Consider the following 15,393-nt stretch of genomic DNA (forward strand, 5'->3'; position numbering starts at 1 on the left):
GATCATGCTCTCAGTTCAAAAGTCCGTCCATCGAGATCGCCGGCTTGCGGCCGGCGATCAGGTCGGCGGTAATGCGGGCCGAGCCATGCGACATGGTCCAGCCGATATGGCCGTGCCCGGTATTGAGATAGAGATTGCTGAGACGGCGCCGGCCGAATTCGGGGAGATTGTTGGGCGTCATCGGCCGCAGGCCCGCCCACATCTCGGCGCGGTCGTAGTCGGCACCTTCGGGATAGAGCTCCTCGGTCACCCCTTTCATGAAGGCGAAATCGGCCGGTTTGTGGCTGGTGTCGTAGCCGGCGAACTCGGCCGTGGCGGTGACGCGCAGCCGGTCGCCGAAGCGCGACACGGCGACCAGATTGTGCTCGTCGATCGCGGCGATGGTCGGCGGCGCCGGACGGTTGCCGATCGGAATGGTCAGCGAATAGCCTTTGATCGGATAGATCGGCAAGCTGATGCCGACGGTGCTCGCGACCAGCGGGCTATAGGAGCCGAGCGCCAGCACATAGGCGTCGCCCTTGACGCTTCCCTTGTCGGTCAGCACCCGGGCGACATCGTCGCCGGACGTCTCGATGCCGGTGATGGTCGTGCCGGTGCGGATCTCGCCGCCGCGCGCGACCACTTTTGCCGCCAGCGCGCGGGTGAATTTCGCCGGATCGCCGGTCTCGTCGGTCGGACAATGGATGCCGCCGGCGATTTTTTCCTTGGTGGAAGCCAGCGCCGGATCGAGGGCGACGATGGCGTCGCGGTCGAGCACCTTGATCAGCTGGCCGTCGGATTCCAGCAGCTTCATATGCTCGACGCCTTTGTCGAGCGCCTGCTGGCTGCGATAGAAATAAAGGATGCCGCGATCGTTGCGGTCGTATTCGATCGCCTCGTCGGCGACGACCTCGTGCAGGACGGATTGCGAATAGGCGGCGAGCCGATGCTTGAGCAGCGTGTTGCGCCTGGCTTTCTCGGCCGTGCATTCCATCAGGAACAGCCAGGACCAGCTGTAGAGCCGAGGATCGGCCGAAAGCTTGAAGCGCAGCGCCTGGTCTTTCAGCACCAGCGATTTCAACAGGATCATCGGCGCCTTGGGCGACGACCAGACGAAGGAATGCCCCGGCGCGATCATGCCGGCATTGCCCCAGCTGGTTTCGGCGGCGACTTCGGCGCGCCGCTCGAGGATGACGACCTCGTGCCCGTCCTTCTGCAGCTGATAGGCCGTGGTGACACCGACCACGCCGCCACCCAACACGATCACGCGCATGGCGCCTCCGGAGATCGCAAGTTGGCTCACTGTAAGGTGTAGGCTGCAGCCTGCAATGGCACACATGGAGAGATGTCGGCGGGACAGCGCGCCTCGTAGTCAGGGCGATTGCAAATGGCGCTTCGTCATTCTAGGGCGGAGCAAGGAGCGAAGCGACGCGCGTAGACCCTAGAATCCATGCCGTGACCTTGGCCATAGAATGCAACGGTCCAGAATAGCGGTGGTAATGGCGCCAGCTAAGATCGCCACATGACAGGCTACGTCTACATGACCGCAAGCCAGAAAGGCGGCACGATCTATATCGGCGTCACCAACGACCTTGCTCGCCGGATGCCTGAGCATAAGTCCGGCCAAGGCTCCGGCTTTACCAGCCGCTACGGCGTGCAGCGTCTGGTCTGGTACGAAGAATATTTCGACATCACCGATGCCATTCAGCGTGAGACGTCATTGAAGCGGTGGCCTCGCCGATGGAAGGTCGAGCTGATAGAGAATGCCAACCCGGAATGGTTCGAGCTCTTCCGCGGGATTGGCTGGTGAACCGTTCTGCACCGTGGCGGCGCTCAGGCGTCACGGCATGGATTCTAGGGTCTTCGCGCGTCGCTTCGCTCCTTGCTCCGCCCTAGAATGACGAAGGACAAGGGCTGGCAGGCCAGAGGGGGCGCGAAGGATTACCACGATGACGTGGTATCTACGAGTTCTCAGGTCTGCAACGCCTGCTCCAGATCCGCGATCAGATCGTCCCCGTCCTCGATCCCGCAGGACAGCCGCACCAGCGAGTCCGATATCCCGATCGCACCGCGCTTTTCGGCCGGGATCGAGCCGTGCGTCATCAGCGCCGGGTGCTCGATCAGGCTTTCGACGCCGCCGAGGCTCTCAGCCAAAGTGAAGAGCTGCGTGCGTTCGAGGAAGCGTTTTGTTCCCGCCAGGTCGCGGTCGAGGTCGACCGAGATCATGCCGCCGAAGGCGTGCATTTGCTGGACGGCGATGGAATGCTGCGGGTGGCTGGCGAGGCCGGGATAGATGACCCGGCGGACGTCTTTTCGCGTTTCCAGCCATTGCGCTATTTTCAGGCCGTTGGCCGAATGACGCTCCATCCTGAGCGCCAGGGTTTTTATACCGCGCAGCGCCAGAAAACTGTCGAACGGGCCGGAAATGGCGCCGACGGCGTTCTGCAGAAATTTCAGCTGGGCGGCGAGGTCCTTGTTGTCGCCGACGACCGCCACGCCTCCGACCATGTCGGAATGGCCGTTGAGATATTTCGTCGTCGAATGCACGACGATGTCGATGCCGAGTTCCAGCGGGCGCTGGATATAGGGGCTGCAGAAGGTGTTGTCGGCGACGGTGAGCAGCCCCTTGCGTTTGGCCAGGGCGGCGACCGCTTCGAGATCGACGATGCGCAGCAGCGGGTTGGTCGGCGTCTCGACCCAGAGCAGTTTAGTCTCCGGCCGGATCGCGGCCTCGACCGCGGCGAGGTCGGTGAGGTCGGCGAAGCTCACCTGCAGCCCGGCGGAGCGCTTGCGCACCCGCTCCATCAAGCGGAACGAGCCGCCATAGATGTCGTCGGTGGCGACGATATGGGCGCCGGAATCGAGCAGCTCGAGCACCGTGCCGATCGCCGCCAGGCCGGAGGCGAAGGCGAAGGCGGCCGAGCCGCTTTCGAGGTCCGCGACCGCGCGCTCGAAGGCGAAGCGCGTCGGGTTCTGGCTGCGGGCGTACTCAAAACCCTTGTGCACGCCGGGCGACTGCTGGCCGTAGGTGGAGGTGGCATAGATCGGCACCATCACGGCGCCGGTCAGCGGGTCGTGGCTCTGGCCGCCATGGATGGCGCGGGTGGAAAAGGCCAGGCGGTTCTTGCCGTTCGAAGTCATTTGGCGCGGCGCCTCAGATGGTTGATCAGGTCGATACGGGTTATCAGGCCGATGAACTCTTCGCCATCGAAGATGATGGCGACCTCGTTGCGGTCGAAGACAGGCAGCAGCGCGTCCAGCGTCTGATTGGCCTGCAGCGTGTGCAGGTTCGACGTCATGGCCGTGCGCACCGGCGCGTTGAAACGGTCCCAGCGGCCGTCATAGGGGCCGTCGACCTTGGCTAAAATATCGCTCTCGTCGACGATGCCGACCAGCCTGCCTTCGTCCAGCACCGGAAGCTGCGAAACGTCGGAGCGGCGCATGCGGCCATAGGCGTTGAGCAGGGTTTCCTCCGGGCCAACGGTCACAATGTCGCCGGTGCGCGGCGAGCGCATGACCAGGTCGCGCAAATCGCCATGCTGTTCCTGGTCGGCAAGGCCCTGCTCGGCCAGCCAGATGTCGTCGAAGACTTTCGACAGATACTTGTTGCCGCTGTCGCAGACCAAGGTGACGACGCGTTTTGACGTCGTCTGCTCGCGGCAGTAGCGAAGCGCTGCCGACAGCAGCGTGCCGGAGGACGAGCCCGCCAGGATGCCTTCCCTGGACAACAGATCGCGCACCGCCAGCATGCTCTGCTTGTCGGGAATGGAATAGGCCTTTTTCACCAGCGACAGATCGGCATTGGGCGGCACGAAATCCTCGCCGATGCCTTCGACGGTCCAGCTGCCGGCCTCCTCCATCTTGCCGGTCTTGATCAGCGGCGCCAGCACCGAGCCGACCGGGTCGGCCAGCACCATCTCGGTCTTGGGCGAATGTTTCGCGAAAAAGCGGCCGAGGCCGGTGAGCGTGCCGCCGGAGCCGACGCCGACCACTACCGCGTCGACATCGCCTTCGAGCTGCGAAAAGATCTCCGGCCCGGTCGTCGTCTCATGCGCGAGTGGGTTCGCCGGGTTGGCAAACTGGTTGGCATAGAAGGCGCCGGGGGTCTCGGCGGCGATCTTCTCGGCCATGTCCTGGTAATATTCGGAATGGCCCTTGCCGACATCGGATCGCGTCATGCGCACCTCGGCGCCCAAAGCGCGCAGATGCTGGATCTTTTCGCGCGACATCTTGTCGGGCACGACGAGGATGATGCGGTAGCCTTTCGGGATGCCGACCTGGGCGAGGCCGAGGCCGGTATTGCCGGCGGTCGCCTCGACGATGGTGCCGCCGCGCTTCAGCCGCCCCTCCTTCTCCGCCGCCGCGATCATCGACAGCGCGATGCGGTCCTTGATCGAGCCGCCGGGATTCTGGCTTTCGAGCTTGATGAACAGGCGGCACTTGCCGGTGTCGAATTTGGTCAGCTCGACGATCGGCGTCTGGCCGATCAGGTCGAGCACCGAAGCGTAAGGCGGACGCAATCTCGACAGGTTGATGTGCGCGCGCTGCGGCGCCGCTTTTGTCTGCTCGCTCATCTTGAGTGCTCCATCGAAGCAGTTCGAGGCGGATGTCGGCAATCACGCGCGGGAGGCCGCGGGAATCCATTCCGGTTTCGCGGATCGCGCGCCCTGTCTTTTCCAGCCCTTTTCATCAGGAAAGAAGATAGATCGTGCCAATCCGGCGGCGAGTGGAGGAATGGAATTCTAGCGGATTGCTTCGCAGTCTCTCATTGTTGAAGCCAGCGCGAGGCACCCCCCTCTGTCCTGCCGGACATCTCCCCCGCAAGGGGGGAGATTGACAGTTCCGTCGCCGGCGCTTCCCCTTCGACGTTGGCGATTGGCGAAAGCGGTGATGAAGTCCGATCTCCCCTCTTGCGGGGGAGATGCCCGGCAGGGCAGAGGGGGGGTGCTGTCCCGCCAGCATGTCAGAATTCCTGTTGCCAGCGAGAAGCCATGCTATCCCAACAACTGCTTGCCCAGCTTCGCGCATTGCACGCGGATGTCGGGAATGGCGTCGATCTCGAAGAAGGTGCCGCGCGTCAGCGGTCCGACGGCGAGCAGCTTCGACGACACCGTGCCGTCGGCCGCGATCAGCTCGCATTTCGCCGTGACATCGAGACCGAGGCGCAGCGGATCGGGACGCGCCAGCCCGCGCTCGACCAGCGAACGCACCACACCGTTCGACGTCCGCGATATGTCGCGGGCGATGCCCATGCAATCATAGAGACGGGCGACATCCAGGGTCTCGACATCCTGCGTGCCGCGCGGCTGGATTTTCACCACGAAGCCGCCGTTCGGTTCTATGGCCACCACCCTGCCGGCGACGAGACGGATGCGGCCTGAGGCGACCGCCTCGGTGACGCGCGCATAGACTTCCGGCGCCATGCGGTGGCGGTGGATATCCCACCAGGCCTTGGTGTGCTCGACGAAGCGGCGCTTGGCCGAGGACGGCCAATTCTGCCAGATCGTCTGGTTGAAGGGTCTGAGACCGTCGACGACGTCGCGCCAGTCGCCGCCGGCTTTCTGGGTCTCGCGGATCAGGTTGCGGAACCAGCCGACGAAATAGGAAAGCTGGGTGCCGAGCGGAATATCGGCGATATCGAGCTTGATCGGATTGCCCTTGCGGTGCGGCGACGGCAGCAGGCCGCGACGCGACACCGCGACGATGGCGCCGCGATGGCCGCGCTGCTCCAGCGACAGGAAAGCGTCGATCATGCTCAGGCCGGTGCCGAGCAGCAGCACCTGGGCTTCAGGATCGAGCGCGGTGTCGGCCTCCGTCCCCATGCGGACGGCATGACCTTGGAAGGCGCCGGGCTGCTCGTCGTGACCGGTGGCCAGGACGGCGAGATGCGCCACGACGCTGGTGCCGTTAGCAAGCGCGACCTCCACGCCCGACGGCGTCGGCGCGATCGACAGGCTCTCCTCGCGGATCAGCCTGAGACGCCCGGTCTCGCGCTCGCGCTCCTCGAGGCCCTCGAGCACATCCTGCAGATAGCGGGCGTAAAGGCTGCGCGGCGCATAGAACGGTCCCTGGTCCGGCCTGGCGAGGCCGCGTTCCAGCACCCAGCGCGCGAAATGGGTCGGGTCGTCGGCGTAAGCGCTCATGCCGGAGGCGTTGACGTTGAGCACATGCGCCGAGAGCAGCGTCGAGTAAGCCATGCCCTGGCCGAAATGCGGCCGCTTCTCGATCAGCGTGACGCGCAGGTCCGGATTGGGCGACTTCAACAGGTGCGCGGCCAGCACGACGCCGCTGGCGCCGCCGCCGACGATGATGATGGAGTTGCCGCGTCCAACCATGACTGCTAGCCGAACGTGACTCGAGCGATCAGCGCTGGGCGAGCGCCGCGGACGGCCTCAGCCGCAAGCCACGAACGATCGCCGGAGCGGTTTTTTGAAGGTCGCGCATCGTTCTCTCACTCCCAATGTTGATAAGATTACTATACTAACCGTACCAAGCACGAAACCATGGTTCCAATTCGCCCGCCCTTTGTGGCATAGATTTTCCTGAATGGCGGGACGAGCGGATTTTTTGTTCGCTGGGGTGTTTGGAAGGGCGGCGACCATCTTCCTTCGTCATTCTAGGGCGGAGCGACGCGAAGCGGAGCGAAGACCCTAGAATCCATGCCGTTACATCCATGATAGGCACGCCGGTGCAGACGAAGGCCTCGCGACACCGGATAGTCTGCACCGCCGCATCGCTTCTATGTCACGGAATGGATTCTAGGGTCTGCGCGCGTCGCTTCGCTCCTTGCTCCGCCCTAGAATGACGAAGAGACGCTCAGCCAATGCGCAAGGATGCTGCTTTCCGCGAACGCGACCGCTGCCGCCGCGCGACGAGAGCTTCTACTGACTCGGGCAGTACCGGTTGCAGTGAGCGGTTGCAGCCGTCTCCGCCCCGACCGGCAAGGTCATATGCGCGAGCGGGTCGCCCAGCGCAGGCCGACCATGCCGACCAGCATGGTGACGAGGCCGATATAGAGCCATTGCGTCTGCCCGGTCATGAAACTGCCCTTGACGAGACCGAGGCCTTGCAGCGACCACAGCGCACCCAGCCCCAGCACAATCAGCGCCAGCACAAACCTGATCAATCGCATCGGCTGGACCCCCTCCGGAAGTCGATCCTGAACGGCAATGGGGACGCAACAAAAGACGTCGAGGAATCGAAGCAGTTCCGTCCTCAGTACTTAAAATCTTGTGGGCCGATCTTGCCCCGAATGTCCCGTATACCGGCCCGATATTCATTGAGAATACGCCTTAACGGGGCCGTGAATATCATGACAAACTGTTTCGCGGTGACTCCAAACGTGTGCTGTCGCCATGGAACCGCCAGATCAATGCCGCATTTCCCGCCTCATTCGGCACATATCGGCGGGGCATATCTCTAACGGAGCCATCCCCAAAGCATGAAGAAAACTAACCAGACTGCGCTTGTCGCGGTAACGATCGCGGCTGGCCTGATGGCCGGCGCCTCATCCGCCTCCTCCGCCGCCGCGCAGTGCGGCCGCGCTTCCTGGTATGCGCTGCATTCCAGAACCGCCTCAGGGGAGCGCATGAACCCCTCGGCACTGACTGCAGCCCATCGCTCCTTGCCCTTCGGCACCAAGCTTCGAGTCACCAACAAGAACAACGGCCGCAGCGTCGTCGTGCGCATCAACGATCGCGGTCCGTTCGTGAAGGGACGTATGCTCGATCTCTCCCGCGGCGCCGCCGGCCAGTTGGGCTTCATCGGTTCGGGCCATACCGCCGTCTGTATGGCGCGCGTCTGAGCCGCCTTTTTTTGATGCATGTCGTCATCCAAAGCGCTGCCCACTTCAGGGCGATATGCATTGGTCGTGTCCGGCATGAGGGGCCGGACACATATCCTTCACATTTCGGCAGCGCACATTGAGCCGGCTCGCCCGCTTAGGTCCGGTTTTCAACAGGTTGAACGAAAGATGCATTCGTCAGACAAAATGACGTATTGCATCGCAACAATATCTTGCTAACCTCGCCGGGAGACATTCAAGGCTCGGCGCAGTTCGTCGTCCTTTTGGTCGTCGGACGGCAGCGGGGTTCGCGATGTTCTACCAGCTCTACGAAATGAACCATGCGGCGCTGCAGCCGGCCCGCTTCTATGCCGACGCGGTGCGGCTCTTCTACTCCAACCCACTCAATCCGGTTTCCCACACCCCCTTCGGCCGCTCGGTCGCGGCGACCGCGGAGCTCTTCGAGCGGACCACCCGTCGCTACGGCAAGCCGCAGTTCGGCCTGGAAAAGGCCGTGGTCGACTGGAAAAGCGTCGGCGTCACCGAAAAGACGGTATGGTCGAAGCCGTTCTGCGACCTGATCCGCTTCGAGCGCGCGCTGCCCGCCGGCCGCAAGCCCGACCCGAAGCTTTTGATCGTGGCGCCGATGTCGGGCCATTACGCGACACTGCTGCGCGGCACGGTCGAGGCGATGCTGCCCCATGCCGACGTGCACATCACCGACTGGGTCGATGCCCGCATGGTGCCGGCGGCGCTAGGAAGCTTCGATCTCGACGACTATGTCGACTACATCATCGAGATGTTCCACGCGCTCGGCCCCGACACGCATGTGATGGCCGTATGCCAGCCCTCCGTGCCGGTGCTGGCGGCGGTGGCGCTGATGGAAAAGCGCGGCGATCCCTTCGTGCCCTCCACCATGACGCTGATGGGCGGACCGGTCGACACGCGCCGCAACCCGACCGCGGTCAATCTTCTGGCCAAGGAAAAGGGCATCGACTGGTTCCGCGATAATGTCATCATGCCGGCGCCATGGCCGGTGCCGGGCTTCGGGCGTCCGGTCTATCCGGGCTTCCTGCAGCTCTCGGGCTTCATGAGCATGAACCTCGACCGCCACATCATCGCGCACAAGGACTTCTTCATGCACCTTGTGAAGCATGACGGCGACAGCGCCGAAAAGCACCGCGACTTCTACGACGAATATCTGGCGGTGATGGACCTGACGGCGGAATTCTACCTGCAGACGGTCGACACCGTGTTCGTGCGCCACGCTCTGCCGAAGGGCGAGATGACGCATCGCGGCGAGGCGGTCGATCCGAAGGCGATCCGCAACGTCGCGCTGCTGACCATCGAGGGCGAGAACGACGATATTTCCGGCCTCGGCCAGACCCAGGCCGCGCATGATTTGTGCGTCAACATCCCGGCCGACAGGCAGGCGCACTACATGCAGCCGGCCGTCGGCCATTACGGCGTCTTCAACGGCTCGCGCTTCCGCTCGGAGATCGTGCCGCGCATCGTCGATTTCATTTCCAGCTATGGCCGCCAGCACCGCGTGGCGGCGAAGCCGAAACTGGTCCGTTCCGCCAAAAGCTGAGCTCCGGAGCCCGCATCAGCCTAGCCGCCACCTGGCGGCCAGCGGTGTTGCACCCGCGCTTCTGTTGCGAAAGTGCCGCTACGGGATCGCGCAGGTAACCATGCCGCCAAACTGACCGTCGTCTCCAATTGACACGGACTGTAAATCGCCCTTAACGTTTCGTTAATAAAGAACAGGGCGGGGGCAATGACTTCCTCAGCGATGACGCGGATTCTGCGCTTGTGCGCAGCCGCAGGACTGGCGATCTCTGCGCATTGGGCGGTGCCGGCCTGGGCGGCTGGCGCGATGGCCACGGGCGGCCTGACCTCGCAACCGATCGGCCACTATGATTTCTGCAAATCGCATCCAAGCGAATGCAACATCCGCCCGGTCACTCTCGGGCCGGCCACCATGACGGACGGGCTGTGGCGCAGGCTGGTCAGCGTCAGCGCCAAGGTCAACGCCGCCGTCAAGCCGTTGAGCGATCTCGATCACTACGGCAAGGACGAAGTCTGGGCCTATCCGGACGACGGCTATGGCGACTGCGAGGACTATGTGCTGGAAAAGCGCCGCCAGCTCTACCGCCTGGGCATGTCGCTGGCCGACCTTTTGATCACCGTCGTGCGCAAGCCGGACGGCGAAGGCCATTCGGTGCTGACGGTGCGCACCGACAAGGGCGACTATGTGCTCGACAACCTGACCGACAAGGTCAAAGCCTGGGACGCGACCGGCTACCGCTTCCTCAAGCGGCAGGCGATCGACAACACCGGGCGCTGGGTCTCGATCCGCGACGGCCAGCCTGTGCTTGTGGGCTCGGTGCAGTAGGCCTCGAACACCCGCTTTTCTTCGCAAGGCGCTCTACCCCTCTGCTGTGGGTGCACCGAGCGGCGCATGCCAAGCTGGTTTCGACGGCCGGCGAAAAGGCTCTGTGGCTGGCGGTGGGTTGAGCGGGGCGCTTCTGGTGCCAACCTTGGAGATTGGCCGAAACCCACGTGACGTCGTCATACTCGGGCTTGACCCGAGTATCCATGCCGTGACCCTTGCCGCAGAGTGCAACGGTGCAGAATTCTGTAACCGTTGGAACGCCTTGGCGTAACGGCATGGATTCCAGGGTCTGCGCGCGTCGCTCCGCTCCTTGCTCCGCCCTGGAATGACGACCGAGCAGTCGTAGCCGCACATTGCAATGGGCGATGACAACAAAAAAGCCCGGCCGATCGCCTTGCCGAAAATTTTCACGCAACTCCATGAACCTTTTGCGTCCGGTCGGCGACACATAGCCGTGGACGACAAACCCAACCATGGAGAATTTCAATGACTGCTTTCCTGCGAAACACCTTGCTTGCCGCCATCGCGGTGTCGGCCTTGACCGGATCGGCCCTGGCGGACGAGACCACCAAAAGCTGTGCCAAGACCAATCTCAACGATCTGTGGAGCGGCCGTTGCTGCAGCGTCAGCTCCGCGAACTGCCTTGGCGGCGGAAATGGCCGCGATCATCAGGGCCATCAAGGCAAGGAGGGCCGGGGCAGCACCAATGGCGGCAGCGCCAACGGCACCGGCAAGCTCTGATCTCAAGACTTCAGACAGAGTCGAATCAAGCGCCAGCGGACATGGCGATCCGCTGGCGCCAGACGCCTGAATTATTAACGCCGATCAAGAGCCGCACGGATCGATGCGCTGAGGCGGCGCAGCTCCGCCTCATCGAGCCTCTCGATGCTCTCGGCGAGCAGATTGGCCAGCTCGGTTGCCGCCGGCGACAGGCCCGATGTGTCGATCCTGACCCTCGGATGCGAGCTTTCGGCGAGGCGGGCAAGATCCTCGGCGTCGTCCCAGATGATGTTGAAATAGCCGATGATCTTCTGGATCAGTGTCCAGGTCGGCGCGCCGCGGCGGCCGTGCTCGAGCGCCGAAAGATAGGCGGCGCTGACGCCGATGGCCTTGGCCATCGCCTTCTGGCTGACGCCGCGCTCGGCGCGCAGCGTCCTGAGCTTCTCGCCGAACGGGGTCATGTCGGCTGGCTCATTGGCGAATCCTCATGGCCTTATCCGCCGCAGCCGCACATAGAGCGCGCCCGAGCCGCCATGATTGCGGGCGGCATGGTCGTGGCTGGAGACGAGGTGCCGGAAAGCGGGCGTCGACAGCCAGGCCGGCACGGCGCGGCGCAATATGCCGTCGCCGCCCGAGGACGACCCCTTGCCGGTGATGATCAGCACGTAACGGATTCCGCTGGCATGCGCGCGGTTGAGGAAGGTGAGCAGCAGCGAATAGGCCTCGTCCTGCGTCATGCCGTGCAGGTCGACGCGGCCTTCGATCGGCAGCCGGCCTTTTTTCAGCTTGTGCAGCGTCTGGTCGTCGAGCGAATGCGCCACATGCGGCGCCTTCGGCTTGGCGGCCACGGCCGCTACGCCATTGGCGGCAGGCCGGGGCGTCTCAGGCTTGGGCTCGACGATGTCGGGGATCTTGACGGCCGTTTTGCCCTTCAGCGGCCGGGCAGAGCGCGCCACCAGGTTCCACAGGATGCGGTCGTCGTCGCTGAGATGATCGTCGCGGCGGCTCACCGGGTCGCTCCATGCAGAAGCGCACGCGGCACCAGCGCATAGAAATCGGCCGCGTTGCGGACCACGCCGGCGATCTCGCCGGCAGCGTCGCCTGAGCCGGCGAAGAGGTCGCCGCGCGCCGGACCGGTGATGGCCGAGCCGGTGTCCTGCGCGATCATCAGCCGCCGGAACGGTTTTTCGTCAAAGGCGGTGAGCGTCGGCGCGTCGATATAGAAGGGCGTGCCGAATGTGTGCAACAGGCGGTCGACCGCGACCGAGCGACCCGGCGTCAGCGGCACCTTGGCGGCGGCGATGGGCCCAAGCGCCGCGTCGTCGACCGCGGCTTCGCGGAAGAAAATGTAGGAGCGGTTCCGCCACAGGATCTCGTCGACCCGGTCGGGATGTGCCTTGAACCAGGCGCGGATCGATTGCATCGTTACCTTTGCCAGCGGAATCTCGCCGAGATCGCTCAAGACCTTGCCGGGGCCGGTGAAGCGCTGGCCGGACTTGGCGGCATAGGTGACGCGGGCGAGCTTGCCGTCGGTCATCTTCAGACGTGCCGCGCCCTGCACGTGGATGAAAAACGCATCGACCTTCTCGGCGAGCCAGGCGATTTCGAGGTTCCGGCCGGCGAGCGCGCCGCGCTCGATTTCGCCGCGATCGAAATATTCGACCGGAACACCATCGGTCCGGCGGGCGAAGGCCAGATAGGCATCCATGCCGGCCGGCCGGTTGCCGTCGTCGATTTCGATCAGGTCGGCGGGGCGCGACAGCAGCGGCACGGTGAATCGCCCGGTCCTGACCGGCGAGGCTTCGACCTCGGGCTCGTAGAAGCCGGTGACGAGACCCGAGCCGTTTTCGGGCTGCACCAGCATCGGCACGAAATGCCGTTCGAAAAAAGATCGCGCCTCGGACCTGCTCGGCGCCGAAACGGCACGCGCCTCGGCATAGGCATCGGCAAAAGCATTGAAATCGACGCCGAGCGATCCGGTGCGGTAAGATTTTATCGGCGTGTGGAAGGCCGAGCGGCGAAACGCGGCGAAGGCCGCAGCATGGTCATCTTCGCCCCAGCCCGGAAGGTCGCTGAAGGATTTTATGCCGAATGCGGAAGAGAGCGGCACGACTGGAGCCCCGCCGCTTGATCTCAATCTTCTTCTTCGGTGGCGACAAGCTTCCAATTCGGGTCGCGCGAGCGGGTGTCGCGGGCGAAGGTCCAGACATCCTTGACCTCGGCCACCGTTTCAGGGTCGCCGTCGATGACGGCGCCGGCCTTGTCGCGGGTCGCCGAGATCAGCTCGGAGACGACGCGCAGCGTGATATGCGCTTCCGAGCCCTTCATTTCGGCGGCGACGATGTCGGCCTTGTCGATGCCGACGAAGGAGGATTGGATCTTCTCCGATTTGGCCTCGCGGTCGCCGATCGCGGCGACGAAACCGTCATAGACTTCGCGCGACAAAAGGTTCTTCAGCGTCTTACGGTCGCCGTCGGCATAGGCCATGACGATCATCTCATAGGCCATCTTGGCGCCGTCGACGAAGGTCTTGGGATCGAAGGACGGATCGTTGTCCTTGATGGAGCGCAGGCCCTTGTTGAGATCGGTGTCGGGTTTGGCGAAGGCGTCGATATTGGCATAGATCTCTGGCGCGGTTTCGCCCGGCGCGCGCTTGCGCGGCAGCGACACCACATTTTCAGGCTTTTGCGCCGCGTCGGCCTCGCGCGTGCGGCTCGCCGAATAAGGATCGAAGGGCGGGCGCTCGTTTCCGGTGCGACGTCCAAGCACGTTGCGCAGCTGGAAAAAGATCACAACCGCCGCAATCAGAAAGAAAATCGTGCCGAAGTCGAAGAAACCCATATTTTCCGCCAACTCGATCCCTGTCCGTGCCGGACCGGCGTAACCCCTGGGGACCGCGGTCGCATAGCGTTCAACACCCAAAGCATATAGAACGGCAGGCGCAATCATTCAAATCAAAGGCAGCCATACCTATCTAAAGGCGCCAAGGCCAGCGGCGATTGTCCGTCAGCGCCGCAAAAGAAGAAAGCGATCGGTCAAGACTTGCGCATCTCGTTCATCCCGCTGTTCCTGCTCCTGCTGCCACTTCTGGAGATCGCCGGCTTCGTCGTCGTCGGCCGCGAGATCGGGGCGTTGGCTACGGTCGGGCTGGTCATCCTTTCCAGCGTCGCGGGCAGCCTGCTGCTGAGACTTCAGGGTTTTGGCGTCATGGCGCGGGTGCGGGCGGAGATGGATGCCGGGCGCGATCCCAGCCGCCAGCTCGCGCATGGGGCGATGATCGTGCTGGCGGCGATCCTTTTGATCATTCCGGGCTTCATCACCGATTTCTTCGCCATTCTTCTCTTGTTGCCGCCGGTGCGCGACTTCGCCTGGCGCCTGCTTAAGAACCGCATCGTCATGGCGACCAGCTTCAGCCGCGGCTTTTCGGCGCGCCGCCGCAACAATGTCATCGACCTCGACGACAGCGACTATTCGCGCGACGATTATCCGGACCGGCCGGACCACAATTCGCCCTGGCGGCTGAAGAACGATTAAGGGCCAAAACGCCTACCGGTTCGTCCTTGGGCGGAGCGGGAAGCGAGCGTACCGCGCAGCCCACAGGATCCAATGACTTTCGAGTGTTGCCGCGGTGCAAAATTCTGCTCCGCCGCATTGCACGGCTCAGGTCACGGAATGGATTCCAGGGTCTCCGCGACGCCGCTTCGCGGCTGCTCCGCCCTGGAATGACGAGGTTGGGAGGCTCCTGCCAATCCCCGCCGTTCGCGCTGTCCTGTTCCTTCCGCCGATGAGGGCGGCAAAACTTGTTTTGTCCGGCCGAGCATGGTAGCGAACCCGCGATTTCAATCCGGTCAGCAATGCTGCCCAGGCAAAAGGACTTAAAGGCTCATGGCCAGCAACGATGACGCCGCGACCGGCGCCGCCAACGGCAACGGCACCCAAAACCAGCCCTCGCTCAATGTGCTTGCGCAATATGTGAAGGACCTCTCCTTCGAAAGCCCCGGCGCACCGAATTCGCTGCGCGGCCGCGACAAGGCTCCGGGCATCGCAATCAATGTCAATGTCAACGCCAACCCACTCTCGGACAAGCAGTTCGACGTCAATTTGACGCTGAACGCCAAGGCCTCCTTCGACCAGGAAGTGCTGTTCAATGTCGAGCTGGTCTATGGCGGCGTCTTTGCCATCAGCGGCTTCCCGCAGGAGCACATGCTGCCGCTGCTGTTCATCGAATGTCCGCGGCTTCTGTTCCCCTTCGCCCGCCAGATCGTCGCCGACGCCACCCGCAATGGCGGCTTCCCGCCGCTGATGCTCGATCCGATCGATTTCGCGCAGATGTTCCAGCAGCGCATCGCCGAGGACCAGGCTGCAGCTGGCAAGGTCCAGGTGAGCTGAGGCTAACCGGCGCTACACCCTATCGAAAGCCCGGCTTAGCGCCGGGCTTTTTTTTTCGCTGCTTGCTCCGCCCTGGAATGAGGCCGGGAACATGGCCATGCCCAATTTCGTAGGTTGACGGCTGATC

16 protein-coding genes are annotated in these 15,393 nt (G+C 63.5%); 7 read left to right on the forward strand and 9 right to left on the reverse strand.

The window, feature by feature from the left end:
• Positions 1–10 precede the first annotated feature (10 nt).
• The gene (locus LB523_RS22795; RefSeq protein ID WP_224607178.1) at positions 11–1,252 is read right to left on the reverse strand and encodes a D-amino acid dehydrogenase; all 1,242 of its coding nucleotides are present in this window, start codon (positions 1,250–1,252) and stop codon (positions 11–13) included.
• A gap of 249 nt (positions 1,253–1,501) precedes the next feature.
• Here LB523_RS22795 and LB523_RS22800 point away from each other — a divergent pair, with 249 nt between their 5' ends.
• Positions 1,502–1,789 (forward strand): GIY-YIG nuclease family protein, encoded by a 288-nt coding sequence (locus tag LB523_RS22800; protein ID WP_140843464.1) that lies wholly within the window; start codon positions 1,502–1,504, stop codon positions 1,787–1,789.
• A 161-nt stretch (positions 1,790–1,950) separates the two neighbouring features.
• On the opposite strand, the gene LB523_RS22805 is transcribed toward LB523_RS22800, so the two are convergent.
• The 4 genes from LB523_RS22805 to LB523_RS22820 all read right to left on the reverse strand — a co-directional run bounded on the left by LB523_RS22805 (position 1,951) and on the right by LB523_RS22820 (position 7,111).
• Positions 1,951–3,120, reverse strand: a complete 1,170-nt coding sequence (locus LB523_RS22805) for a cystathionine gamma-synthase (RefSeq protein ID WP_224607180.1) — start codon at positions 3,118–3,120, stop codon at positions 1,951–1,953.
• A complete protein-coding gene (locus LB523_RS22810; protein WP_224607182.1) occupies positions 3,117–4,553 on the reverse strand; it encodes a pyridoxal-phosphate dependent enzyme in 1,437 nt (478 codons plus the stop codon). The genes LB523_RS22805 and LB523_RS22810 overlap by 4 nt, the downstream gene beginning before the upstream one ends.
• A gap of 420 nt (positions 4,554–4,973) precedes the next feature.
• Complete coding sequence (locus LB523_RS22815) at positions 4,974–6,314, reverse strand: FAD/NAD(P)-binding protein (RefSeq protein ID WP_224607184.1); 1,341 nt, start codon at positions 6,312–6,314, stop codon at positions 4,974–4,976.
• Between the two features lie 611 nt (positions 6,315–6,925).
• Positions 6,926–7,111: a hypothetical protein gene (locus LB523_RS22820; RefSeq protein ID WP_224607186.1), complete on the reverse strand. Its 186-nt coding sequence runs from the start codon at positions 7,109–7,111 to the stop codon at positions 6,926–6,928.
• A gap of 309 nt (positions 7,112–7,420) precedes the next feature.
• Here LB523_RS22820 and LB523_RS22825 point away from each other — a divergent pair, with 309 nt between their 5' ends.
• From LB523_RS22825 to LB523_RS22840, 4 genes are all read left to right on the forward strand, one after another.
• Entirely contained in the window at positions 7,421–7,783 is a 363-nt protein-coding gene (locus LB523_RS22825; RefSeq protein ID WP_095767965.1) for a septal ring lytic transglycosylase RlpA family protein, read from the forward strand.
• A 292-nt stretch (positions 7,784–8,075) separates the two neighbouring features.
• Entirely contained in the window at positions 8,076–9,353 is a 1,278-nt protein-coding gene (locus LB523_RS22830) for a polyhydroxyalkanoate depolymerase (RefSeq protein WP_224607188.1), read from the forward strand.
• A 186-nt stretch (positions 9,354–9,539) separates the two neighbouring features.
• Positions 9,540–10,157, forward strand: a complete 618-nt coding sequence (locus LB523_RS22835) for a transglutaminase-like cysteine peptidase (protein ID WP_224526059.1) — start codon at positions 9,540–9,542, stop codon at positions 10,155–10,157.
• Positions 10,158–10,643: 486 nt separating this feature from the next.
• The gene (locus LB523_RS22840) at positions 10,644–10,898 is read left to right on the forward strand and encodes a hypothetical protein (protein ID WP_224526073.1); all 255 of its coding nucleotides are present in this window, start codon (positions 10,644–10,646) and stop codon (positions 10,896–10,898) included.
• Positions 10,899–10,972: 74 nt separating this feature from the next.
• Here LB523_RS22840 and LB523_RS22845 read toward each other — a convergent pair whose 3' ends face one another.
• Genes LB523_RS22845 through LB523_RS22860 form a run of 4 tightly spaced genes read right to left on the reverse strand, consistent with a single transcriptional unit; the run spans position 10,973 to position 13,718 of the window.
• Entirely contained in the window at positions 10,973–11,338 is a 366-nt protein-coding gene (locus tag LB523_RS22845; protein ID WP_224526075.1) for a helix-turn-helix domain-containing protein, read from the reverse strand.
• Positions 11,339–11,362: 24 nt separating this feature from the next.
• Positions 11,363–11,887 carry a Smr/MutS family protein gene (locus LB523_RS22850; RefSeq protein WP_224607190.1) on the reverse strand — a complete coding sequence of 175 codons (525 nt, stop codon included), beginning with the start codon at positions 11,885–11,887 and terminating at the stop codon, positions 11,363–11,365.
• Entirely contained in the window at positions 11,884–12,987 is a 1,104-nt protein-coding gene (locus LB523_RS22855) for a murein transglycosylase A (protein ID WP_224607193.1), read from the reverse strand. Before LB523_RS22855 ends, LB523_RS22850 begins: the two co-directional genes overlap by 4 nt.
• A gap of 23 nt (positions 12,988–13,010) precedes the next feature.
• The gene (locus LB523_RS22860) at positions 13,011–13,718 is read right to left on the reverse strand and encodes a Tim44/TimA family putative adaptor protein (protein ID WP_224607195.1); all 708 of its coding nucleotides are present in this window, start codon (positions 13,716–13,718) and stop codon (positions 13,011–13,013) included.
• Between the two features lie 201 nt (positions 13,719–13,919).
• Here LB523_RS22860 and LB523_RS22865 point away from each other — a divergent pair, with 201 nt between their 5' ends.
• Positions 13,920–14,411 carry an FxsA family protein gene (locus LB523_RS22865; RefSeq protein ID WP_224607197.1) on the forward strand — a complete coding sequence of 164 codons (492 nt, stop codon included), beginning with the start codon at positions 13,920–13,922 and terminating at the stop codon, positions 14,409–14,411.
• Between the two features lie 351 nt (positions 14,412–14,762).
• Entirely contained in the window at positions 14,763–15,266 is a 504-nt protein-coding gene (secB, locus tag LB523_RS22870) for a protein-export chaperone SecB (protein WP_095767956.1), read from the forward strand.
• Positions 15,267–15,393: the final 127 nt, after the last annotated feature.

The organism is Mesorhizobium sp. ESP-6-4, from assembly GCF_020164735.1.
GTDB lineage: Bacteria > Pseudomonadota > Alphaproteobacteria > Rhizobiales > Rhizobiaceae > Mesorhizobium.